Source organism: Staphylococcus intermedius NCTC 11048, assembly GCF_002902385.1.
In the GTDB taxonomy this organism is placed as follows: Bacteria; Bacillota; Bacilli; order Staphylococcales; family Staphylococcaceae; genus Staphylococcus; species Staphylococcus intermedius.
The window spans coordinates 196259-221133 of the sequence record NZ_PPQH01000009.1; the positions used below are offsets into that span (position 1 = coordinate 196259).

Below are 24875 nucleotides of genomic sequence, written 5' to 3' on the forward strand. Positions count from 1 at the left end.
AAAAGAGAGGTGACAATGGATGACACAAAAGCGAAATATTATACAATTCAGCGATGATGTGGCTCTTTATGAACGTCTGGCCAACCAAAAAATGCAACAACAAGATTATGTGAAAGCACAACGCTATTTAGAAAAAGTGTTAGCGTTGTCACCAGATTGTTTTGAGGCGAAACAACAACTTGCGACATGTTTTATCAAGTTAAATGCACCGAAACGTGCTGAAGCTATCTATTATGAAGAAATTAGTAAAGGGAATGAATTGGAAGCATCTTATTATGAATTAAGTCAGCTGAATATTGATTTGAATGAGCCAAACAAAGCGTATCTGTTCGGTTTAAGTTATGCCTTTTTAGCAGATGACGAAGCATACCGAGAAGAGTTAGAAGACATGTTTGAAGTGGCTTTTAATGGAGAACATCCACTTGAAGAAGAAAGCCAACTGTTTGTCTCGCAAATCGTTTTTCAATATTTATTCGGTCAAGGGCGTTTGTTAGAAGCGCGTGAATATTTATTGAGACAGGATGAAGCAATCCAAGACAATCGAATCATCCGTAATCTACTTGCGATGTGTTATCTTTATTTGAATGAAAACAAAATCGCTCAAGAGATGTTTGAACGTTTGTTGAAAGAGGATCCTTCCGATGTGCATGCGCTATGTCATTACACGTTGTTACTCTATAATATGAATCAACAAGCTCGATTCCAAAATTATGTGAAAATATTAAATAAAATTCGCCCGATGAATGACGAGGAGTCTTTTAAGCTTGGAATTGTGCTCAGCTATTTAAAGCAGTATCCAGCCTCTCAACAGTTGTTAGTCCCACTTCATCGCAAAGGAAAGTTTCAGACGTTTCAGCTGTTTCATGCGCTCTCATTCAATTATTATTACCTAGGAAATATCGAACAAAGCCGTCACTTTTGGCAAGTGTTAACACAATTTTCAAAGGCAAATCGTGGTTTTCCACCATGGGTCATTGAGGAAAGTGCGCAATATTTTAATCAACATGTAGAGCCCTTATTGTTGAGTGACGACCAACATGAACGTTTGTACGGACTCTTTTTGTTAAATCAACTTAACGGTAAAGAAATTTTGATGACGAAAGAAGTTTGGACCATTTTAGAATCAATGGGAGATTATGAAAAATTGTATCTCTCTTATCTTATTCAAAATCTTCAACTCACGAAACTGCATTTTATTCATCGTGGCATGGAGGTACTTTATCGTCTACCAGAGACAAAGCCTTATGGGTCTCTTTTCTTAAGTTGGATGAGTTATGCAGAAAGTCTTTTAGCCGAACGCGTTGACCATGAACAAGTGGAAGCCTATGTTGCTGCAGTGGCATATCTTTTTTTCAATCAAAAAGAGGATCAAGACATGACGCGATCAAAAATAGGCGAACTTTTTGATGTCACAACGGATGCATTTGAACAAGCACTACAGCACCTGTTGAGCATTTAAATTTGAGTCCATGAATTAAATGTTGTAAAATGCGTATGATGAAATTAAAGGAGGAACAGATCATGTCAGAACAAGTAAGATATGATGTTGCGATTATTGGTGCAGGACCAGCAGGCATGACAGCTGCTGTTTATGCCTCACGTGCGAATTTAAATACAGTAATGATTGAACGCGGTATGCCTGGTGGACAAATGGCGAACACTGAAGAAGTCGAAAACTTCCCAGGTTTCGAAATGATTTCAGGACCTGACCTTTCAAATAAGATGTTTGATCACGCTAAAAAATTCGGCGCTGAGTACAAATATGGCGATATTAAAGGCATCGAAGATAAAGGCGATTATAAAGTCATTGATTTAGGTTCTAGCACAGTTGAAGCGACAGCTGTCATTATTGCGACAGGTGCAGAATACAAAAAAGTTGGCGTACCTGGAGAAGAACAGCTCGGAGGTCGCGGTGTCAGCTATTGTGCTGTATGTGATGGTGCTTTCTTTAAAAATAAAAATATCTATGTTATCGGTGGTGGCGATTCAGCAGTAGAAGAAGGGACATTCTTAACTAAATTCGCTAGCAAAGTGACAATCGTACACCGTCGCGATCAATTAAGAGCACAAAAAATCTTGCAAGATCGCGCCTTTAAAAACGATAAAATTGATTTTATTTGGAACCATACACTTAAATCTGTCAATGAAAAAGACGGTAAAGTCGGTTCATTAACACTTGTTTCGACGGTGGATGGTACGGAACAAACTGTTGAAGCAGACGGGTTGTTCGTCTATGTAGGTATGAAGCCTCTGACACAACCATTTGAAAACTTAGGTATTACGAATGAAGCAGGATACATTGTGGCAAACGATGATATGAGTACTGCCATTAAAGGTATCTTTGTAGCAGGAGACGTTCGTGAAAAAGGTTTACGTCAAATCGTTACAGCAACAAGTGACGGTAGTATCGCGGCGCAAAGTGCACAAGAATATATCGAAAGTTTACACGACTAATTTTTAATATAAGTCATTCAATCAACAGGAGCTGGAACACATTTCCAGTTCCTTTTTTATAGCATTTAAAAGCGTAACTGTACTGGTCACAAAATCGGCTGTCGCCCCAATAAGGCAAACAGTTTAATGAAACGCGAGTGTGTTGAAAGGCCAGTCCTTTGTAAACGTGAAGCCATGATGACAATTAAAAGCTACAAATCATAGGGACTGTATGCTTAACAAAATACTGTAGCAATAGCATCAAAAAATTTTTGTCCCAACGCCATTCCTCTATAACTTTAGACTGATTTCATGTAAACTAATAGAGAATATGATTGGATGGTGGTTAATAATGCAACATGAAGAAAATAATGAAATCGTAAAAAGTGAACTCCTTGTTGTCACAGGTCTCTCTGGTGCGGGGAAATCGTTAGTCATTCAAAGTTTAGAAGACTTAGGCTATTTTTGTGTCGACAATTTACCGCCGATTTTGCTTCCGAAATTTGTAGAATTGATGGAACAAGGTAACCCATCGATGCAAAAAGTTGCGATAGGCATTGACTTGAGAGGACGCGAGTTTTTCCAATATTTAGTACGTGAAATTGATGCGGTTCAAAGCCGTAAAGATGTGATTGTTGATGTGCTATTCGTTGATGCGGATACGGAAAAACTCATTTCACGCTACAAAGAAACACGACGTAAGCATCCTTTACAAGAACATACGGAGTTACCACTCGTTAAAGCCATCAATGAGGAGCGTAAATTATTATCTGAAGTAAGAAGCCTAGCTAATTACACTTTAGATACCACAACCTTATCACCTAAAGCTTTGAGAAAACGTGTGTATGAATATTTCAATAAAGAAAATAAAGCAACATTTACAATTAATGTCTCTAGTTTTGGGTTTAAACATGGGATTCAAATTGATGCCGACTTAGTTTTTGATGTACGCTTTTTACCGAATCCATACTATGTAGCTGAATTGCGTCCGCTTACTGGCATGGATGAAGAGGTTTATAAGTATGTCATGAAGTGGAAAGAAACAAATACATTTTATGAAAAATTATTGGACTTGTTGTTATTTATGATTCCGGGTTATAAAAAAGAAGGTAAATCCCAACTCGTAATCGCAATTGGATGTACTGGTGGTCAACACCGCTCAGTTGCACTAGCACAACGTTTAGCTGAGGAATTAAAGCAAATTTATGATTATAATATATATGTACATCATCGTGATGCGCATATAGAAAGTGGCGAGTAAAATGAAACAACTTAAATTAGTACTGATTGGTGGAGGTACTGGTTTATCCGTTTTGGCAAGAGGATTAAAAACTTTTCCGATAGATATTACAGCAATTGTGACAGTAGCAGATGACGGTGGCAGCACAGGGAAAATAAGAGATGAGATGGATATTCCGGCACCAGGAGACGTACGTAACGTATTGGCTGCTTTGAGTGATGTAGAACCAACGCTTGAGCAACTGTTTCAATATCGATTTGAAAAAGATCAAATTAGCGGGCACTCACTAGGAAACCTTTTGATTGCGGCTTTAACGAATATTACACATGATTTCGGTCATGCTGTGAAAGAATTAAGCAAAATTTTAAATATTAAAGGTCGTGTCATTCCCTCGACGATTTCAAGTGTTTCCTTAAATGCAGAGATGGAAGATGGCGAAATTGTCACAGGGGAGTCTAATATTCCAAGAAAGCAAAAGAAGATTAAGCGCGTGTTTTTAGAACCTGCTGATGTACAGCCGATGGACGAGGCGATTGATGCATTGCGTGAAGCGGATCTAATTGTGTTAGGGCCGGGCTCTTTATACACGAGTGTCATTTCAAACTTATGTGTGAAAGGTATTGCCGATGCGATCGTAGAAAGTCACGCAAAAAAATTATATGTTTCTAACATTATGACACAACCGGGCGAAACAGATCACTACACAGTCATGGATCATATCGATGCCATTCACCAACAATTGGGTGATCCTGTGATAGATTTTGTGATTGCGAATCAACTCGAATTTTCACCTCAGATTATTGAAAAGTATGAATCGAAGGGCGCAAAGCCTGTGTATTATGATAAGGATGAATTGAATCAACTTGGTGTGCAACTCGTGACAGGACAGCATCTTGTAGAAGTTTCAGAGCATGATTATGTGCGACATCGTACAGAAGTATTGGCAGAAATGATTTATGAAATTGCCTTACAAGAAATTAGCACAATTCAGTTTGACCCAGATCAATTCAAATCCTAACCGTAGCCATTTTGAACCATAGCAAATAGAAAGGGAAAGATTCAATATGAGCTTTGCATCTGAAATGAAAAATGAACTGACACGAATTGAAGTTGACCATGAGAACGCTAAAGCAGAACTGAGTGCGCTGATTCGGATGAACGGCGCCTTGAGCTTGTCTAATCAACAATTTGTGATTAATATCCAAACGGAAAACGCAACGACGGCACGACGTATTTATTCGCTTATTAAGTTTGTATTTAAAGTCGAAGTTGAAATATTAGTGCGCAAAAAAATGAAGTTGAAGAAAAATAATATCTATATTTGTCGAATCAAAATGAAGGCGAAAGAAATTTTAGATGAACTCGGTATTTTGAAAAATGGGATGTTCAGTCATGAAATTGATCCAGAAATGGTGAAAGATGACGAAATGAGACGAAGCTATTTACGTGGTGCGTTTTTAGCGGGTGGCTCCGTGAACAATCCGGAAACGTCGTCGTACCATTTAGAAATTTTCTCGCTTTACGAAGGGCATTCAGCAGGCTTGACGCAATTGATGAATACGTATGAGTTAAATGCGAAAAGTTTGGAACGCAAAAAGGGATGGATTACATATCTCAAAGAAGCTGAACGTATTGCCGAATTTTTAAGTTTAATTGGTGGGTATCAAGCGCTATTAAAGTTTGAAGATGTGAGAATTGTGAGAGATATGCGTAACTCGGTGAATCGTCTCGTCAATTGTGAGACAGCGAACTTGAATAAGACAGTGAGTGCAGCGATGAAACAAGTGGAAAGCATTCAATTGATTGATCAAGAAATTGGCATTGATAACTTGCCAGATCGCTTAAGAGAAGTAGCGAGATTGCGTATTGAGCATCAAGATGTCTCGTTAAAAGAACTCGGTGAAATGGTCAGTACAGGTACAATTTCCAAATCAGGTATTAACCATCGTTTGAGAAAATTGAACGAAATGGCTGATAAAATTAGAAGTGGGGAACGATTTGAAGTTTAAAAGTAGCCCTATTTAAAATAAGCATCTTAGACCTCTAAAAAGGTTTAAAGATGCTTATTTTAATGCGGAAATTGATGATTTGTTAAACGAATGGAATTTTATTGACCAGGGGATATAAAAAGATTATTATAAATCTACTTTATATCTTCAGAAAGATGAGGATACAGTTTGAAAATTAAGATTGTAGGATATCATGGTACGACTCAAGAATCAGCCAATTCAATAATCAAGGAATCCTCGTTCAAAAAATCAACTAAAAGCAATGAATGGTTAGGTCATGGTGTTTATTTCTATGAATTACTTGAAAAAGCTCAATGGTGGTGTAAAGGTAAAGTCAATCCAACCATTATTGAAACGCTCATATTAGTAGATGAAGACAAATTAATAAATTTAGATAGACCATCAGAGGAAGATAAATTAGGGGAATTCATTAGCGTTATGGATAAAGAAGGACGCTTTGTTTTCGATAAAGATAAAGCAAAACGAAGATGTCAAATCATGAATATGTACATGTTATATGTTGAAGCTCAAGTTATCACCGCAACACTTATTTCGACTAATAAAAAATTTAAAGATATGTTTATGGACATGGGCTATGTAAGAACAGTGAAACAAATTTGTGTATTTGATACAAATTGTATAGTGTATAATGAATTAAGAATTGTTGAGTAAGGAGGAATCTTCCATGTTTGATATCAATAAAATTAAAAGAATTGCTAAAGAAATAGGTGTTGAAGTTAATCCTTTAGATGCAACGGGAAAAAGCGGCTTATATTTTAGAAATGAAAGTGGACAATTGCAAAAATGGGATGCCATAGCTGAATTTGGTTTAAATAAAATGACTGCTCAACGCTCAAATCAATCCAACAATTTTTTTGATAAAGATTTCTATATTACCAAAAACAGTGATCTTGTTAAAACGCCTTATAACAATAAAGCGCGTTACTATTTAACACAGATAAAATCTCATAAAGCAACCATTATAACGGAGGCAGCATAATGGCGGGAATTAGTTTTATTAATTATGTAGTAGATGCTATGTATTACAAAACAAATCCTCATTTCGATGCTGAAAATAATAAGGAAATTTTTATTAATGAGGAAATATTTGCTGATATTGATATAGATAACGAAAAGAATGTGGCAATTGTCACACTAAAAGCTGAACTTGTTGAAACAAATGAGGTTCCTTTTTCTTTTGAAGCGAGTATAGTTGGATATTTTGAATTCAATTTAGAAGAGTCAGACGGCAATAGTTTTAAGGACTTTTTGGAAACAAATGCAATTGCAATATTATTTCCTTATTTGAGGTCTATTGTAAGTGAACTCACTGGCAAGTCGAATAGGTTTCCTAGCTATAATATGCCAGTAAGAAATATTGCTCATGAACTTTCTAGTAAAGGAAATATTAGTATTAAAGAAAATTAATTATATTCACAATTATTTTATTGCTATCATAGAGTACGCAAAATTTACAATGCTTTGAGAAAACCTTTGTAGCCTAAATTCACACGACTGTATCTATATTGATGCGATCGTGTGAATGTTGATCTTAAGGAGTATTAGCTCGTAAAAGTTATAATCAAATTGAAAGTTTAAGTGACAATTTAATTAGGAATAAAATGTTAGAATCCCTTAAGAGTCCCTAAAAATTAGTTTGATATGGTATGTTATTGATAAGCAAAATAAAAAGAACCCCGCCGTTATAGGATTCTTAATTTTAAAAAGTGTGTTATGGAGTGGTATGAACCCCCTCGAGAGGAATCGAACCTCTATCGTAAGAACCGGAATCTTATGTGTTATCCATTACACTACGAGGGGTTAATTGCGTAAGTCTATTCACCATTGTACCGTTCGGGCATGCAAGGGTCAACTCCTAACGCAAATTCGATTGTGAGTGCGTTGTTTTTGACCATTTTTGACTTTTGCGTTAGAATAAACATAAATTAAACAATTTAGGAGGAATCACCCAATGAATTTAATTCCTACAGTTATTGAAACGACAAACCGCGGTGAACGCGCATACGATATTTATTCACGTTTATTGAAAGACCGTATCATTATGTTAGGTTCAGCGATTGATGATAACGTGGCAAACTCAATCGTATCACAATTGTTATTCTTACAAGCACAAGACGCGGAGAAAGATATTTATTTATATATCAATTCACCTGGTGGTAGTGTAACAGCTGGTTTTGCAATTTATGATACGATTCAACACATTAAACCAGATGTACAAACAATCTGTATCGGTATGGCAGCATCAATGGGATCATTCTTATTAGCTGCTGGTGCTAAAGGGAAACGTTTCGCATTACCAAACGCAGAAGTGATGATTCACCAACCACTTGGCGGTGCGCAAGGTCAAGCGACTGAAATTGAAATCGCAGCGAAACACATTTTAAGAACACGTGAAAGATTAAACAAAATTTTATCAGAACGTACAGGTCAACCAATTGAAAAAATCGAACAAGATACAGACCGTGACAACTTCTTAACTGCGGAACAAGCAAAAGAATATGGTTTAATCGATGAAGTGATGGAACCAGAAAAAGCATAATAAAGTTGTGTGGAAAATGAGGGGTGAGACAATCGTTTCATCCCTTTTTTCGTATATTGGGAGAGATTGAAAAGATGTATTTAGGGGGAATCACGATGAATTCACATATCAGATTAGCAACGTTTGATGATTTAGAGGCAATTATGGAAATTTATAATCATGCCATATTGCATACGACAGCAGTTTATACATACGAACCCACGCATATAGAAGAGCGGCGTCAATGGCTGGCACAAAAGCAACGTGAGGGCTATCCGGTTTTTGTGTATGAAAGTGAAGGGGAAGTGTTAGGCTTTGCGACTTATGGTCCTTTTAGAAGTTGGCCCGCTTATCAATATACCATTGAACATTCCATCTATGTCAGTCCTAGCGCAAGGAGACAGGGTGTTGCTTCTCAGTTATTAAGTATAGTGATTGAAGATGCTAAGGTGAGTGGCTATCAAACGATTGTAGCTGGAATTGATGCGAGTAATGAAGGAAGTATAAAACTGCATGAAAAAATGGACTTTAAACATATGGGAACGTTAGAAAAAGTCGGTTATAAATTTGAACGCTGGTTAAATTTGGCGTTTTATCAAAAACAGTTAAAGTCATAAGAAAATTGAAAGTCACGCTTTTAAAAGTGACTGTAGACCACTAAAAAGATGACTCCGAGTATAAAAGTTGTAGCATCAACAACTGCTCGAGTCATCCATAGTGGTTTTTACTTTGAATATAAATCTTTTAAAGCTGATGAAAGTGTCGGATATTCAAATTGAAAGCCTAAGTCTACTATTTTTTGTGGCAACATGTATTGTGTATCGAGTACGAGTGTTGACATTTTACCGAGTACAAATCGTAGAAACCATGCAGGGACCCAAGTGTAATGCGGTCGGTGCATAACGTTACCCAAAACTTTTCCGAATTGCTGTTGGGTTTCGGGCGCCGGTGCTGATAAGTTAAATGGTCCTGAAGCTTCAGGAGATTGGATGAGAAATTGAATTGCATGGACTAAGTCTGACACGTGAATCCAAGAATACCATTGACGTCCGTTGCCGATGCGTCCACCTACAAAGAAACGATAGGGCAGTGACATCATTGGAAGTGCGCCGCCATTACGAGATAGGATCAGTCCAAAGCGCCCGCAAATGACCCGCGTACCAAGTTGTTGGAATCGTGTAGCTTGTCTTTCCCATTGATACACGATTTCTGACAATAAATCGTGCGGTGTGGTCTGATACGTTTCAGTGTATACAGTGTTTTCTGATGGTGGATAATACCCCATAGCACTTGCATTAAACAGTACATCAGGTTTTTGTTCGCGTTGTTCAAAAAAATCAAATAATGCCCGTGTCGCTTGAATGCGGCTTGTCATCATCAGCTGTTGATGTTTCGGTGTCCAACGTTGATTTAACGTCGCGCCTGCCAAATTAATGACAATATCAATGTGTGGAACTTCTGCTTCCCAACCGTCATTATTCCAATTAATATAATGCACATTTTCCTGTTGTGATGTTTTATCGCTTCTTGTCAGGATATGGATGATGTTTTCATTAGAGCGTGTGAGCTGTTCAACTAATGCACTTCCGACCATGCCAGTTCCACCTGTGATTAAATAATGTTTCATGGTACGCACCCCTTTAACAAATATGTGTTCATAGTATTGTCAATAAATGGTCATCAATTCTTCACTTACAACGTCTTGTATCTGTTTATTTTTTCACAAAGTACGTTATAATAGAGATACCTTCGATAATTAATACATCTCTTAATTAAATTCAGTATACCCCTTAAATATATACGACGAAGGTATTTTTGACTCCCTTTAGTAGAGATCTGGATGATGCAGCATTCAGATCTCTTTATTGATTTTAGGAAGTCATTATTGTCTCCGTATTCTACATCAAAATTGTTCCTGAAAATGCCTCGCGAAATAAAATTATTTATTTTTACGTTGACGGTCATTCATTTTTTGATTAATGAATTTACCAATCACACGATAAACAACCAAACGAATGAGCATGTTTACAATTCTTTTCATTTCAAGTCTCCTTTACATTTGCCGTAGTACATACATTCCTTTATTTTTTTAAATTAAACTTATAGTGGGTCAACCTTTAAAAAGAAAGCAAAATAAAAAGCTGTCCCTGATAATGATTTTAAGATTTATAAATGGGTAAAATAAGAGAAGAGCGTGTGAAGTTGAAAAGCACTATATCATCTTTAAAAGGATGTTGTTGAACGCAATGACTGAAAGAGAGACGAATCGATGTTAAGATGATATGATAGTGTCATTTACTTTCATTGAAATTACAGTATACTAATAGCTAGCACATTTTAGTAATTGCAATAAAGCATGTGCGTTATGTTTTGAATTTACAATGAAATATGATTGAATCAAATACATTGTTATTAATTTATAAAGAGAGGGAATCCAATGTCATCACCAAAACAAAATGAGCAAGGCACCCATGATATGAAACCTAATAAAAAAAAGAGACGGCTAGTGGGCTTTTTAAGTACCATCGTCATTTTACTGTTACTTGGGGGATTAGTCTTTGCCATTTTTTCGTTTGTCGATCAATCGCATAGAGGGAATGAACGTTTACAAGAAAAGTCAATTGAAGAGCAAAAAGAAAAGCGTGAAGCAGAAATAAAGAAAGAAAAAGAGCGAAAAGCACGTGAAGAACGAGAAAAAGAACAAAGTATAGAAGCGGCACAAGCCGAACAACAGCGGTCTATAGAAGCGGCACGACAAGCTGAAATAGAAGCCGAACGTCAAGCACAACTCCAAATGCAACGTCAACAGCAACAACAGAGAGAAAAAGCAGCAGAAGCTCGAAAATCAAAGTCGAAAACGGAAGAAGAGAAAGACGACAGCGATAGTGAAGCGACGAAAGAGGAACCAAAAACAAAAGAAGAACGTACAACAGAAGAGGCATCAACTGAAGAACCGAAAACAACACAACCCCAACCTTCAACTGAGCAACGTTCAACTCAAGAAGCACAAACAAGTCAATCACAGACTAACGAACGCTCAACGACTGAAAGAAGTGTCGCACCTACGCAAAGCTCAGAATCGCCATCAAAAGAGAGTGACAGCAACGCATCGTAAGTTGTTAGGGTAATCAACAAAATAAATAATGCAAAAAAGGGCAGTTGAGACATATAGATTATCTCAGTAGCCCTTTTTTAATGGTCCAATGCAGATTTAGAAAATGAGGTTAAGAAGTAAAGTTAAGAGAATCGATATGATCAATGAGAAAAGACATCCAGGCAAACATCCTACTGGTGTACAGCCTATTGTGCGCACATATGTACGTTGAAATGGTGCATTCTCATTTTGAAACGTTTCGTCTTGGCGACGATGGATATCATCAGGATGTCGATAACGTGGGTCAGATGGATCAATCACTTCAGGTTGGTCAGATTGTTTAGACATGGTTTTCACCTCTTTCATTCAATGTAAATTATCTTGACTGTGATTGCAATGATTAGCGTAACGATGTTTATTTTTAGTGGAAAATGTGAATAGTAACCTCAAAGTAGTCATTAAATTGTGTATTGGTGGTCGTTAATTGTCCAGCGCTTTTGAAAATCGGGATGCTTTTTGACTTGCATTTGTTGTGCACTAATAGTATGATGAGTTTGTAAACATGATAACTTTTTATTGTATTAGGGACTAAAAATGTCACGGCATGGCTTGAATATGGCCATCTTGTCACTATTAAGGAGGCCTTTATCATGGAACGTATGATTCATGTTCAACAAAAAATTGTGCCTGACTTGATAGACAAAATGCGTCGACGTTTTTCTATTCTAACAACGATTCAAAAATATCAACCAGTTGGGCGACGGACTTTAAGTGAGTTGCTAAACTTAACTGAGCGTGTGTTGCGTTCAGAGACAGATTTATTGAAACAACAAGAATTGATATCTGTTAAATCGACGGGTATGACATTGACTTCTCAAGGTTTAGACGTCGTTTCGCAACTGAGTGAATATTTCGATCAGTACACGGACTACCATCGCCTTGCGCAATCCATCAAATCAACATATGGATTAGATGAAGTTCATGTGATTCCTGGTGATAGTGATAAAGATTCAAACGTTAAAGTAGAATTAGGACGTATTGCTGGACAGCTTCTTGAAAAGCAACTGTATGACCATGCGATTGTGTCAGTCACAGGTGGCTCTACTATGGCATCAGTAAGTGACGCAATGTCACCTTTACCGTTCCAAGTACTCTTTGTGCCGGCACGTGGTGGTCTCGGTCAAAATGTCATCTTTCAAGCGAACACAATTTGTTCTCGTATGGCTCAAAGGACAGGCGGCAGTTACACAACGTTATATGTGCCTGAACAAGTGAGTGAATTGACTTATCAAAATTTAATGAAAGAACCTTCAGTGATTCAGACGCTTGATAAAATTCGTGAATCTCAATTTACAATACATGGCATAGGTGATGCGCTGAAAATGGCGAAGAGAAGACAATCGCCACCAGAAGTCATAGAAAAACTTCAACATCATTCTGCTGTGGGTGAAGCGTTTGGTTATTATTTTGATCAACAAGGCCAAATTATTCACAGGGTTAAAACGATTGGCATTCAACTAGAAGAAGCGCAATCAAAAGCACATATTTTTGCTGTAGCTGGTGGAAAATCTAAAGGGCTAGCGGTTCAAGCTTATCTTAAGATGGCGACACCTAATACGGTGTTGATCACAGATGAAGCTGCGGCGAAAGTAATCTCAAGGGAAAAAGTTTGTTGAAAATAAAAAGTGAGTGAATGGTTTAAGTACTGAATTGATCCACTTTTTAAATATCATTTAAAGGAGGCCATTAACATGGCAGTAAAAGTAGCAATTAACGGATTTGGTAGAATTGGTCGTTTAGCATTTAGAAGAATTCAAGATGTGGAAAATATCGAAGTTGTAGCAGTAAACGATTTAACAGACGACGATATGCTTGCACACTTATTAAAATATGATTCAACTCAAGGTCGTTTTACTGAAGAAGTAGAAGTAATTGACGGCGGTTTCCGTGTAAATGGTAAAGAAGTAAAATCATTCTCTGAACCAGAACCTAAAAACTTACCATGGGGCGACTTAGACATCGACGTAGTATTAGAATGTACTGGTTTCTTCACTGACAAAGATAAAGCTGAAGCACACATCGAAGCGGGTGCTAAAAAAGTATTAATTTCTGCACCAGCTAAAGGTGACCTTAAAACAATCGTATACAACGTTAACCACGAACTTTTAGATGGTAGCGAAACAGTTGTATCTGGTGCTTCTTGTACAACTAACTCATTAGCACCTGTTGCTAAAACTTTACAAGACAACTTCGGTATCGTTGAAGGTTTAATGACAACAATTCACGCATACACTGGTGACCAAAACACATTAGACGCACCTCACAGAAAAGGTGACAAACGTCGTGCGCGTGCAGCTGCTGAAAACATCATTCCTAACTCAACTGGTGCTGCTAAAGCAATCGGTTTAGTTATTCCTGAAATCGATGGTAAATTAGACGGTGGTGCACAACGTGTTCCTGTAGCAACTGGTTCATTAACTGAATTAACAGTTGTATTAGAAAAAGAAGTTTCTGTTGAAGAAGTTAATAAAGTGATGAAAGAAGCAACTAACGAATCATTCGGTTACACTGAAGACGAAATCGTTTCTTCTGACGTTATCGGTATGACTTTCGGTGCTTTATTCGACGCAACTCAAACACGTGTGATGACTGTTGGCGACCGTCAATTAGTTAAAGTTGCATCTTGGTACGACAATGAAATGTCATACACTGCTCAATTAGTTCGTACTTTAGAATATTTAGCAAGTCAATCTAAATAATATAAATTAAAATAGCTTTGTAAGTACTTCAATATGTGCTTCTAACTATTTTGTAGCTGATAGTAGGCGGGGGAGCACAAACGCTTCTCCGCTTATTTTAAAATTGAGAGTGATCATGAGGAGGATGCTTTATGGCAAAAAAGGATGTCACAAATGTTGAATTAAAGGATAAGGTTGTATTAGTACGTGCGGATTTCAATGTTCCTATGAAAGACGGAGAGATCACAAATGACAATCGTATCGTTCAAGCATTGCCAACTTTAAAATACATCATCGAGCAAGGTGGGAAAGTCGTTGTATTCTCACATTTAGGCAAAGTGAAAGAAGAAAGTGACAAAGAAAAGCTTTCATTAGCACCTGTAGCCAAACGTTTATCAGAAAAATTAGGTCAAGATGTCCAATTTATTCCTGAAACACGTGGCGAAAAATTAGAATCTGCTATCAAAGCATTAAATTCAGGCGACGTACTCATGTTTGAAAATACGCGCTTTGAAGATGTAGATGGTAAAAAAGAATCTAAAAACGACAGCGAATTAGGTCGCTACTGGGCATCACTGGGCGATATTTTCGTTAATGATGCATTCGGTACAGCACACCGTGAACACGCATCAAACGTTGGTATTTCAACACATTTAGAAACAGTTGCTGGATTTTTAATGGAAAAAGAAATTAAATTTATCGGCGGTGTTGTTGAAAATCCTAATAAACCTGTTGTTGCCATTCTTGGTGGTGCAAAGGTTTCTGATAAGATCGGTGTCATCGAAAACTTATTAAATATTGCTGACAAAGTACTCATCGGTGGCGGTATGGCTTACACGTTCTTAAAAGCACAAGGCAAAGAGATTGGACTGTCATTACTTGAAGCAGATAAAATTGACTTTGCGAAAGACTTGTTAGAACGCGCGAGTGACCAAATCGTCTTACCAGTTGATGCGAAAGTGGCAAAAGAATTCTCAAACGAAGCACAAATTACAACAGTATCAATCGACGACATTCCTGAAGATCAAGAAGCGATGGATATCGGTCCAGAAACAGTCGCACTCTTCAAAGAACAATTAAAAGGTGCGCACACAGTGGTATGGAACGGTCCAATGGGTGTATTTGAATTCAGTAATTTTGCACAAGGTACAATTGGTGTTTGTGAGGCAATTGCTGAATTGCAAGATGCGACAACTATTATCGGTGGTGGCGATTCTGCAGCAGCAGCAATGCAACTCGGCTTTGAAGATGACTTCACGCACATTTCTACAGGTGGCGGTGCGTCATTAGAATACTTAGAAGGTAAAGAATTACCAGGCATTAAAGCCATTGCAAATCAATAATGCTATAAAATAGATCGAATTGAACAATAGAGGGAGTGTTTATAGTGAGAAAACCAATCATCGCAGGTAACTGGAAAATGAACAAAACTGTACAAGAAGCGAAAGATTTTGTACAAGCGTTACCAGCATTACCAGATACAAATGAAGTAGAGGCAGTAATCTGTGCGCCTACAATTCAACTTGATGCATTAATTTCATTAACAAAAGAAAATGTTGCACCAGGCCTTAAAATCGGTGCGCAAAACACTTATTTTGAAGACAGTGGTGCCTTCACAGGAGAAACATCTCCAGTTGCTTTAGAAGCTTTAGGCGTAAGCTACGTTGTTATTGGTCACTCTGAACGTCGTGATTTATTCCACGAAACAGATGAAGATATCAATAAAAAAGCACACGCTGTATTCAACCACAACATGACACCAATCATTTGTGTGGGTGAATCAGATGAAGAACGTGAAAGTGGCAAAGCAAATGAAATCGTTGAAGCACAAGTAGAAAAAGCACTTAAAGGTTTATCAGATGAACAAATTAAACAAGTTGTCATCGCATACGAACCGATTTGGGCAATTGGTACAGGCAAATCTTCAACAGCGAAAGATGCCAACGAAATGTGTGCAGCGGTACGTCAAAAAATCGCTCAATTGACAAGTGATGAAGTGGCACAAGCAACACGTATCCAATACGGTGGTAGTGTGAAACCAAATAACATTAAAGAATACATGGCTGAAACGGACATTGATGGCGCATTAGTTGGTGGCGCATCACTTAAAGTGGAAGACTTTACACAATTGTTAGAAGGTGCAAAATAATTATGGCAAAAAAACCTACAGCGCTTATCATTCTTGATGGTTTTGCGAATCGCGAAGAAGTACACGGGAATGCTGTAAAACAAGCGTATAAACCCAATTTTGATCGCTACTATGAGAAGTATCCTACGACTCAAATTGAAGCAAGTGGTTTAGATGTGGGACTTCCAGAAGGCCAAATGGGTAACTCGGAAGTAGGCCATATGAACATTGGTGCTGGACGTATCGTATACCAAAGCTTAACGCGTATCAATAAGTCTATTGAAGATGGCGATTTTTACGAAAATGACGTCTTAAACAAAGCGATGGACCATGCATTAAACAACAATAGTGCATTACACGTTTTTGGTTTGCTTTCTGATGGTGGCGTACACAGTCATTACAAACATTTATTTGCGTTATTAGAATTAGCGAATCGTAAAAACTTAACGAAAGTATATGTGCATGCATTTTTAGATGGTCGTGACGTGGATCAAAAATCAGCTTTAAAATATATCGACGAAACAGAAGCGAAATTTAAAGCATTAGGTGTGGGTCAATTTGCATCAGTATCGGGCCGTTACTATGCGATGGACCGTGATAAACGTTGGGATCGTGAACAAAAAGCATACGATGCGATTCGCGGATTCAGTGATGTGACATATGCATCAGCACGTGAAGGTGTTCAAGCCAATTACGACAACAATTTGACAGACGAATTTGTTGAACCATTTGTAGTTGAAAATCAAAACAATGGTGTGAACGACGGCGATGCAGTGATTTTCTACAATTTCAGACCAGACCGTGCAGGCCAATTGTCTGAAATCTTTACAAGTAAAGCTTTTGATGGTTTTGCAGTTGAACGCGTGAATGACTTGTTCTATGCGACATTCACAAAATATAATGATCAAGTAGACGCAGCAGTTGTATTTGAAAAAGTAGACTTAAAAAACACAATTGGTGAAGTGGCACAAGACAACGGTTTAGTTCAATTACGTATTGCTGAGACTGAAAAATATCCACACGTGACATATTTCATGAACGGTGGACAAAATGAAGAGTTCAAAGGTGAACGTCGTATTTTGATTAATTCACCTAAAGTAGCAACGTATGACTTAAAACCTGAAATGAGTGCTTACGAAGTCCGTGATGCATTGCTTGCAGAGTTGGACAAAGGCGAGTTAGACTTGGTCATCCTTAACTTTGCCAACCCTGACATGGTAGGACATAGTGGGATGTTAGAGCCAACAATCAAAGCGATTGAGGCAGTGGATGAATGTTTAGGTGACGTCGTTGATAAAATCTTAGACATGGACGGTTATGCTATTATTACAGCGGACCATGGTAACTCAGATGAAGTATTAACTGATGACGATCAACCGATGACAACACATACAACAAACCCAGTGCCAGTCATTGTGACAAAAGAAGGTATCACATTACGTGAAACGGGTCGTCTAGGCGATTTGGCACCAACATTATTGGACTTATTAAACCTTAAACAACCTGAAGATATGACAGGTGAATCATTAATTCAACATTAAATGATTTGAGAAACACAGATGAATCGCTATAATAGCATTAAGTAGTCAAATAAAAAACGGAATAAAGTATGTTCAAATTCTATTGAATGTATATTTATAAATTGATTGAAAAAGGAGATTTAACATTATGCCAATTATTACTGATGTATACGCTCGCGAAGTATTAGACTCACGCGGTAACCCTACAGTTGAGGTGGAAGTATTAACAGAAAGTGGTGCGTTCGGTCGCGCATTAGTGCCATCAGGTGCATCAACTGGTGAACACGAGGCAGTAGAATTACGTGACGGCGATGCGGATCGTTACTTAGGTAAAGGTGTAGAAAAAGCGGTTGAAAACGTAAATGAAATTATTGCACCAGAATTAATCGAAGGCGAGTTCTCAGTATTAGAACAAGTTTCAATCGATAAAATGATGATTCAATTAGATGGTACTGCAAACAAAGGTAAATTAGGTGCCAATGCTATTTTAGGCGTTTCTATTGCAGTTGCACGTGCAGCAGCAGACTTCTTAGGTCAACCTTTATACAAATATTTAGGTGGATTCAATGCAACAGTATTACCAACACCAATGATGAACATTGTTAACGGTGGTTCTCACTCAGACGCACCAATCGCATTCCAAGAGTTCATGATTTTACCAGTAGGTGCTGAGTCATTCAAAGAAGCTTTACGTTGGGGTGCTGAAGTATTCCACGCATTAGCTAAAATCTTGAAAAAACGTGGCTTAGTCACTGCAGTAGGTGATGAAGGTGGATTCGCGCCTAAATTCGAAGGTACTGAAGACGGCGTAGAAACTATTCTCGAAGCGATCAAAGCAGCTGGTTTAGAGCCAGGTAAAGACGTATTCTTAGGTTTTGACTGTGCATCTTCTGAGTTCTATGAAAACGGTGTATATGACTACACTAAATTCGAAGGTGAAAATGCAGCGAAATTGACTGCTGAAGAGCAAGTAGACTACTTAGAACAACTTGTTAACAAATACCCAATCATCACAATTGAAGATGGTATGGACGAAAATGACTGGGAAGGTTGGAAGTTATTAACTGAACGTATCGGTGACCGTGTTCAATTAGTAGGTGACGACTTATTCGTAACAAACACTGAAATCTTATCTAAAGGTATCGAACAAGGTATCGGTAACTCAATCTTAATCAAAGTGAACCAAATCGGTACTTTAACAGAAACATTTGAAGCAATCGAAATGGCACAAAAAGCAGGTTACACTGCAGTTGTATCACACCGTTCAGGTGAAACAGAAGATACAACAATTGCTGACATCGCAGTTGCGACAAATGCTGGACAAATTAAAACAGGTTCATTATCACGTACAGACCGTATTGCGAAATACAACCAATTGTTACGTATTGAAGATGACCTTTACGAAACAGCTAAATATGAAGGCTTAAAATCATTCTACAACTTAAGCAAATAAGTAGATGAGGTCATAGTGAGGGCCTGGGACATTAAGATGTCCCAGGCCCTTTTTCCTTTTTATGGACATATATCGATGAATGATGATATAACAACTAAAATGCGGGTGACTGGGACGTCATCATTGGATGTTATAGGATTGTCTCCATTTCATAAACTTGCTCTCAGTGACTGCATTTGATGTAAGATTGCCCAGAAGGCTGAGACTCCCGAGGGATGAAGTTGAAAACAAGATAACGTCACTTGACTTTGATAGTGGCTACTGTTTATCGCAGTAGCTGTCTGACTTCTCAATGTTTTACTTTTGAGAAGTCTAGTCAGCCTTGCGGGGGCAGTACGACGAAATCTTTGTTCCACATGAGATTTCTGTACTGCTCCCGAAAATCCAATTCGGCTTCCAACTCATGTGCACTTCAATAAAGCCGAATTTAGTTGAAGGGCCAGCCCCTGGGAACGCGAAGCCATAAGGGCAATCCAATACTACAAATCATAGGGAAAGTTAGTTAAACTAATTACTGCTTCCATAGCATCAAAAATGATGATGTCCATCCTTTTTAATGTTTAGTATTGATTTTCTTTCATCGTTTTAAACTGTTATAATAGTCATAAATGATGAAGAAGGAGCAAAGCAATGCCACAATTACAAGACACGGAGTTACGTGCCCAACATACAGGAAAGTTAATTGCCTATCTGTCGTTTTTATTCGCCGTTTGTTTAGTAATCCATCAAGTCTTAATCGTGGATGGTCAAGTGGTGACTTATATGCTTGAACATTCGGGAAATAAAGCGACTGAAAATAGTATCAATGCGATCAACAACAGTCTGCGCTATATCGGCATTCTATACATACTTGCGAATGCAGCGGGCGTCGTGGCGTTAAAAAATCAACACCCGTATTTATGGTGGTTTATGTTAGCAGTATTCGTTTCGCAAATGTTCAACGCATTACTGAACCCACCCGTCCTTTACTCAGCAATATTTCATGTGAAAGGATTCTTCGGTTTAATCCCATACGCGGTAGTGATTATTGGATCACTTGTACTGACAGTGATGATGATTCGGGTGAGTATCAAACGCAAGTCCACGTTTAATCGATAAAGCTTGTTGTGAATCGTGTGAATATATGATAAAATAGCTTTCGTATATGATGAATGGAGGACAGTCTGATGCATAGTTTTTTTGTAGTATTACTCATTATTGACTGTATCGCGCTCATCACTGTTGTTTTATTGCAAGAAGGTAAAAGCAACGGTTTATCAGGTGCCATTAGTGGTGGTGCTGAACAATTATTTGGTAAACAAAAACAACGTGGTGTAGATTTATTTTTGCATAGATTGACAATTGTACTTTCGATTATTTTCTTTGTATTAATGTTAGGTATCAGTTACTTCAATATGTAGAGTCCGGCCGTTGAAAAGTCGGACTTTTTTGTTTGTGTACGCCGTATCAAACCGATAGAATAGAAAGTATGAGTTATTGAAAGGACGAGAGTTTACCGATGAAGATTCAATTACCGAAACCTTTCTTTTTTGAGGAAGGCAAACGCGCAGTATTATTATTACATGGATTTACTGGCAACAGTTCAGATGTGAGACAATTAGGGCGTTTTTTACAGAAGAAAGGATATACGTCATATGCACCTCATTATGAAGGGCATGCCGCACCACCTGAAGAGATTTTACAGTCGAGTCCCCACGTATGGTATAAAGATGTGCTCGATGGTTATGAATTTTTAGTGGAACAAGGCTATGACGAAATTGCCGTTGCGGGTCTATCATTAGGTGGCGTTTTTGCATTAAAACTAAGCTTAAATCGTACTGTAAAGGGTATTATAACGATGTGTTCACCTATGTACATTAAAACTGAAGGGACAATGTATGAAGGTGTGTTAGAGTATGCCCGTCAATTTAAAAAATATGAAGGTAAGGATGACGAAACGATTGAACGTGAGATGGCAGCGTTTCATCCGACTGACACGTTGAAAGAGTTGCAAGGAACAATTCAAGAAGTGCGTGACAGTGTGGATGAAGTCATTGATCCGATTTTAGTCATTCAAGCTGAACATGATGAAATGATCAATCCAGATTCTGCTAATGTCATATATGATGAAGTGATGTCAGATGAAAAACGAATTTCTTGGTACAAAGAGTCGGGTCATGTCATTACTATCGATAAAGAAAAAGAAGCAGTATTTGAAGATGTTTATCAATTTTTAGAGTCATTAGATTGGTCTGAATAAATAGGCATTAGAACGTCTATAGTAACTATTTTATAAAAAGAAAGGAGGAGCAAAATGAATTTAAAAGAAGAGATTACAAAAATTATCAAAAGTGCAGACTATGAACCGATGTCTGTTTCTGACTTCCAAGATGCATTAGGACTCAGTAGTGCGGATTCATTTCGTGACCTTATCAAGATTTTGGTAGAGTTAGAACAAACAGGAATGGTGACGCGTACGAAACAAGACCGTTATCAAAAGCAGCAACAACAGAAGACAAATTCAGGTTTAGTGAGAGGGACGTTAAGCCAAAATAAAAAGGGATTTGCCTTTTTACGCCCAGAAAATGAAGAAATGGAAGATATCTTTATCCCACCAACGAAAATTAACCGTGCGATGGATGGCGATGTGGTATTAGTCGAAGTGAAAAAGTCTCGTGGTGATTTTCGTAAAGGGAAATTTGAAGGTGAAGTAAAAGCAATCGAATCCCACTCCATTAAACAAGTGGTCGGTACTTATTCTGAAGCGCGTCACTTCGGTTTCGTTGTGCCGGATGATAAACGCATTATGCAAGATATCTTCGTCCCTAAAGGTCAAGAATTGGGTGCTGTTGATGGACATAAAGTATTGGTACAGATTACGCAATACTCAGATGGTACAAACAGTCCAGAGGGTCAAGTTTCAGCGATTTTAGGTCATAAAAATGATCCGGGTGTTGATATTTTATCCATCATCTACCAACACGGCATTGAAATTGAATTTCCAGATGATGTATTGAAAGAAGCAGAAGACGTGCCTGAAACGATTCAACCCGATGAACTTAAAGGGCGTCGTGACTTAAGAGATGAACTGACAATTACCATCGATGGTGCAGATGCGAAAGATTTAGATGATGCCATCGCCGTGAAAAAGTTAGACAATGGCAACACGGAATTAACGGTCAGTATTGCGGACGTGAGCTATTATGTCACAGAAGGGTCAGCGCTAGACCGTGAAGCATATGACCGAGCAACAAGTGTCTATTTAGTTGACCGTGTTATTCCAATGATTCCACATCGACTCAGTAATGGCATCTGTTCGTTAAATCCTGAAGTGGACCGATTAGCGATGAGCTGTCGCATGGAAATTAATGCACAAGGTCAAGTCGTGAAACATGAGATTTTTGAAAGTGTCATTCATTCTAACGCACGTATGACATATGACGCTGTGAATCGTATCATTACGGACCAAGATGCTGAGACAAGAGCACAATATCCAGAAATCGTGCCAATGTTAGATTTAGCACAAACGTTGTCACAGCAATTGATTGCGATGCGTAAAAAACGTGGTGAAATTGACTTTGACATTAAAGAAGCGAAAGTGATCGTGAACGAAGAAGGTATTCCGAAAGAGGTCGTCACGCGTGAACGTGGTGAAGGTGAACGTTTAATCGAATCATTTATGTTGATTGCAAACGAAACAGTCGCTGAACATTTCAATAAAATGGAAGTGCCGTTCATCTATCGTATTCATGAACAGCCGAAGTCAGAACGTCTCCGCCAATTTTTCGATTTTATTACGAATTTTGGTATTATGGTCAAAGGAACAGGCGAAGATATTCATCCAAGTACGTTGCAACACATTAACGAAGAAATTGCAGGACGTCCAGAAGACATGGTCATTTCTACGATGATGTTACGTTCTATGCAACAAGCACGCTATGATGCTGACAATTTAGGTCATTTCGGTTTAGCGGCAGATTATTATACGCATTTTACGTCACCGATTCGTCGTTACCCTGATTTGATTGTTCATCGTTTAGTGCGTAAATATTTAATTGAAAAGTCAATGGATGGCCGTGCAATGCATGAATGGGAAGAAAAGTTGCCACAAATTGCTGAGCACACGTCTAATCGTGAACGTCGCGCGATTGATGCAGAACGTGATACAGATGAACTGAAAAAAGCAGAGTTTATGATTCAGCATATTGGTGATGAATTTGAAGGAGTCATTAGTTCTGTTGCGAATTTCGGTATGTTTGTAGAATTGCCAAACACGATTGAAGGTATGGTCAATATGCAAAATATGTCAGATGACTATTACCATTTTGATGAGCGTCAAATGGCATTGATTGGTGAACGTAAAGCAAAAGTTTACCGCATTGGTGATGTCGTGAATGTCAAAGTGATTCACGTTGATGTGGATGAACGTCAAATTGATTTCCAAATTGTTGGGATGCCTATTGATGTGAGCTCGAAACGTGAAAGAGAGCCACGTGGCAAAACGATTCAAGCCAAGACAAAAGGCGATCAATTTGAGAAAAAAGATAAAAAGAAAAAGCGTCAATCACGTAAAGGCAAAAACGCAAGACAGCGCGAAAAATCAGGTAACACACAACATAAGCCATTTTACAAAGGCAAAAAAGTGAAGAAAAAGGCACGTAAAAAGAAAAAATAATTTGAGGTGAAACCAATGCCAAAAAAATCAGGAAAAGGCACATTAGCAGAAAATCGTAAAGCACGCCATGACTATAACATCGAGGATACGATTGAAGCGGGCATTGCGTTACAAGGGACTGAAATCAAATCGATTCGTCGTGGAAGTGCCAACTTAAAAGATAGTTATGCACAAGTAAAGCATGGCGAAATCTTTTTGCACAATATGCATATTGCACCTTATGAAGAGGGCAACCGATTTAATCATGATCCGCTACGTGTGCGTAAACTATTACTACACAAACGTGAGATTTTGAAGTTAGGTGAGCGTACGCGTGAGATTGGTTATTCGATTGTTCCGCTTAAATTGTACTTAAAGCAAGGTAACTGTAAAGTATTGCTAGGTGTTGCACGCGGTAAGAAAAAATACGATAAACGCCAATCTCTAAAAGAAAAAGCGGTCAAACGCGATATGGATCGTGCAATGAAACAAAAATATTAATGATTTGCGAAAAATGTAAATTTTTGATATGATATAATGTGCTTTCATATCACGGAAGCACATTTAATACTACGGGGATGTTTATGGATTCGACAGGGGTCCCCCGAGCTCATGAAGCGTGTCGGAGGGTTGTCTTCGTCATCAACACATCAGTTTATAATAACTGGCAAAACTAACAATAACTTCGCAGTAGCTGCCTAAGCGCACTCTGCATCACCTAACAGCATCGCCTATGTGCTGTTAACGTGATTCAACTTGAGTAGGATACGCTCGTCACTGCCGTTTGAAGTCTGACGAGAAGAGATGAATCAAACTAGCATCATGTTGGCTGTCTATCGCCTTGCATGATGTGAATTTTAACGATAGACTACACACGTAGAAACATTTGTATCAGGACCTTTGGACGCGGGTTCAAATCCCGCCATCTCCATTTTTTAGAGAATATTCATGTTTAATAAATTCCTGTAAGCGTTGATATTTCAATGTTTACAGGAATTTTTCTTGTTTTTCGTTAATATTTGTTTACTGCTATTTTGGTCATTTTATGGTCAAAAAAATATACGTTGACCAAAGTGTTGACCCTCTCT

The 24875-nt window shown here is 38.0% G+C and carries 24 protein-coding genes, 1 tRNA gene and 1 other RNA gene; 23 read left to right on the forward strand and 3 right to left on the reverse strand.

Annotation, left to right across the window (positions count from 1 at the left end; translation table 11 throughout):
- Positions 1–19 precede the first annotated feature (19 nt).
- The 8 genes from CD138_RS02925 to CD138_RS02960 all read left to right on the forward strand — a co-directional run bounded on the left by CD138_RS02925 (position 20) and on the right by CD138_RS02960 (position 7110).
- Entirely contained in the window at positions 20–1459 is a 1440-nt protein-coding gene (locus CD138_RS02925; RefSeq protein WP_019168495.1) for a tetratricopeptide repeat protein, read from the forward strand.
- 62 nt (positions 1460–1521) lie between these two features.
- The gene (trxB, locus tag CD138_RS02930; protein ID WP_019168494.1) at positions 1522–2454 is read left to right on the forward strand and encodes a thioredoxin-disulfide reductase; all 933 of its coding nucleotides are present in this window, start codon (positions 1522–1524) and stop codon (positions 2452–2454) included.
- Between the two features lie 331 nt (positions 2455–2785).
- Positions 2786–3694 (forward strand): RNase adapter RapZ, encoded by a 909-nt coding sequence (gene rapZ / locus CD138_RS02935; protein ID WP_019168493.1) that lies wholly within the window; start codon positions 2786–2788, stop codon positions 3692–3694.
- A gap of 1 nt (position 3695) precedes the next feature.
- Positions 3696–4691: a gluconeogenesis morphogenetic factor MgfK gene (gene mgfK, locus CD138_RS02940; protein WP_019168492.1), complete on the forward strand. Its 996-nt coding sequence runs from the start codon at positions 3696–3698 to the stop codon at positions 4689–4691.
- Between the two features lie 46 nt (positions 4692–4737).
- Positions 4738–5682, forward strand: coding sequence for a DNA-binding protein WhiA (whiA, locus tag CD138_RS02945; RefSeq protein WP_019168491.1), 945 nt, complete (start codon positions 4738–4740; stop codon positions 5680–5682).
- Positions 5683–5850: 168 nt separating this feature from the next.
- Positions 5851–6354, forward strand: coding sequence for a hypothetical protein (locus CD138_RS02950; protein ID WP_019168490.1), 504 nt, complete (start codon positions 5851–5853; stop codon positions 6352–6354).
- Positions 6355–6367: 13 nt separating this feature from the next.
- On the forward strand, positions 6368–6682 hold the full coding sequence (locus tag CD138_RS02955; RefSeq protein ID WP_019168489.1) for a hypothetical protein: 315 nt from the start codon (positions 6368–6370) through the stop codon (positions 6680–6682).
- Positions 6682–7110 (forward strand): protein-export chaperone SecB, encoded by a 429-nt coding sequence (locus tag CD138_RS02960; RefSeq protein ID WP_019168488.1) that lies wholly within the window; start codon positions 6682–6684, stop codon positions 7108–7110. The genes CD138_RS02955 and CD138_RS02960 overlap by 1 nt, the downstream gene beginning before the upstream one ends.
- A 321-nt stretch (positions 7111–7431) precedes the next feature.
- Here CD138_RS02960 and CD138_RS02965 read toward each other — a convergent pair.
- A tRNA-Arg gene (locus tag CD138_RS02965) sits at positions 7432–7503 on the reverse strand.
- 151 nt (positions 7504–7654) lie between these two features.
- On the opposite strand from CD138_RS02965, the gene clpP reads away from it, so the two are divergent.
- On the forward strand, positions 7655–8242 hold the full coding sequence (clpP, locus tag CD138_RS02970) for an ATP-dependent Clp endopeptidase proteolytic subunit ClpP (protein WP_019168487.1): 588 nt from the start codon (positions 7655–7657) through the stop codon (positions 8240–8242).
- Positions 8243–8337: 95 nt separating this feature from the next.
- A complete protein-coding gene (locus tag CD138_RS02975; protein ID WP_019168486.1) occupies positions 8338–8838 on the forward strand; it encodes a GNAT family N-acetyltransferase in 501 nt (166 codons plus the stop codon).
- Between the two features lie 107 nt (positions 8839–8945).
- Here the strand turns inward: CD138_RS02975 and CD138_RS02980 are convergent, their stop codons facing one another.
- Positions 8946–9848: a TIGR01777 family oxidoreductase gene (locus CD138_RS02980; RefSeq protein ID WP_019168485.1), complete on the reverse strand. Its 903-nt coding sequence runs from the start codon at positions 9846–9848 to the stop codon at positions 8946–8948.
- 810 nt (positions 9849–10658) lie between these two features.
- Between CD138_RS02980 and CD138_RS02990 the strand changes: the two genes are divergently transcribed.
- Positions 10659–11336: a DUF4887 domain-containing protein gene (locus CD138_RS02990; RefSeq protein WP_019168484.1), complete on the forward strand. Its 678-nt coding sequence runs from the start codon at positions 10659–10661 to the stop codon at positions 11334–11336.
- A gap of 96 nt (positions 11337–11432) precedes the next feature.
- Here CD138_RS02990 and CD138_RS02995 read toward each other — a convergent pair whose 3' ends face one another.
- Complete coding sequence (locus CD138_RS02995; RefSeq protein ID WP_019168483.1) at positions 11433–11663, reverse strand: hypothetical protein; 231 nt, start codon at positions 11661–11663, stop codon at positions 11433–11435.
- Between the two features lie 302 nt (positions 11664–11965).
- Here CD138_RS02995 and CD138_RS03000 point away from each other — a divergent pair, with 302 nt between their 5' ends.
- The 12 genes from CD138_RS03000 to ssrA all read left to right on the forward strand — a co-directional run bounded on the left by CD138_RS03000 (position 11966) and on the right by ssrA (position 24721).
- Entirely contained in the window at positions 11966–12991 is a 1026-nt protein-coding gene (locus CD138_RS03000) for a sugar-binding transcriptional regulator (RefSeq protein WP_026066846.1), read from the forward strand.
- A 75-nt stretch (positions 12992–13066) separates the two neighbouring features.
- Positions 13067–14074, forward strand: a complete 1008-nt coding sequence (gap, locus tag CD138_RS03005) for a type I glyceraldehyde-3-phosphate dehydrogenase (protein WP_019168482.1) — start codon at positions 13067–13069, stop codon at positions 14072–14074.
- Positions 14075–14205: 131 nt separating this feature from the next.
- Positions 14206–15396: a phosphoglycerate kinase gene (locus CD138_RS03010; RefSeq protein WP_019168481.1), complete on the forward strand. Its 1191-nt coding sequence runs from the start codon at positions 14206–14208 to the stop codon at positions 15394–15396.
- Positions 15397–15440: 44 nt separating this feature from the next.
- Positions 15441–16202 carry a triose-phosphate isomerase gene (gene tpiA / locus CD138_RS03015; RefSeq protein ID WP_019168480.1) on the forward strand — a complete coding sequence of 254 codons (762 nt, stop codon included), beginning with the start codon at positions 15441–15443 and terminating at the stop codon, positions 16200–16202.
- Between the two features lie 2 nt (positions 16203–16204).
- Positions 16205–17722, forward strand: a complete 1518-nt coding sequence (gene gpmI / locus CD138_RS03020) for a 2,3-bisphosphoglycerate-independent phosphoglycerate mutase (RefSeq protein ID WP_019168479.1) — start codon at positions 16205–16207, stop codon at positions 17720–17722.
- A 127-nt stretch (positions 17723–17849) separates the two neighbouring features.
- The gene (eno, locus tag CD138_RS03025; RefSeq protein WP_014614479.1) at positions 17850–19154 is read left to right on the forward strand and encodes a surface-displayed alpha-enolase; all 1305 of its coding nucleotides are present in this window, start codon (positions 17850–17852) and stop codon (positions 19152–19154) included.
- Between the two features lie 630 nt (positions 19155–19784).
- Positions 19785–20252, forward strand: coding sequence for a hypothetical protein (locus CD138_RS03030; protein WP_019168960.1), 468 nt, complete (start codon positions 19785–19787; stop codon positions 20250–20252).
- Positions 20253–20320: 68 nt separating this feature from the next.
- On the forward strand, positions 20321–20554 hold the full coding sequence (gene secG, locus CD138_RS03035) for a preprotein translocase subunit SecG (RefSeq protein ID WP_014614477.1): 234 nt from the start codon (positions 20321–20323) through the stop codon (positions 20552–20554).
- 98 nt (positions 20555–20652) lie between these two features.
- Positions 20653–21393 carry an alpha/beta hydrolase gene (locus CD138_RS03040; protein ID WP_019168959.1) on the forward strand — a complete coding sequence of 247 codons (741 nt, stop codon included), beginning with the start codon at positions 20653–20655 and terminating at the stop codon, positions 21391–21393.
- 54 nt (positions 21394–21447) lie between these two features.
- On the forward strand, positions 21448–23808 hold the full coding sequence (rnr, locus tag CD138_RS03045; RefSeq protein ID WP_019168958.1) for a ribonuclease R: 2361 nt from the start codon (positions 21448–21450) through the stop codon (positions 23806–23808).
- 15 nt (positions 23809–23823) lie between these two features.
- Entirely contained in the window at positions 23824–24288 is a 465-nt protein-coding gene (gene smpB / locus CD138_RS03050) for an SsrA-binding protein SmpB (RefSeq protein ID WP_019168957.1), read from the forward strand.
- A gap of 73 nt (positions 24289–24361) precedes the next feature.
- Positions 24362–24721: a transfer-messenger RNA gene (gene ssrA, locus CD138_RS03055) on the forward strand.
- The last annotated feature ends 154 nt before the right edge of the window (positions 24722–24875 follow it).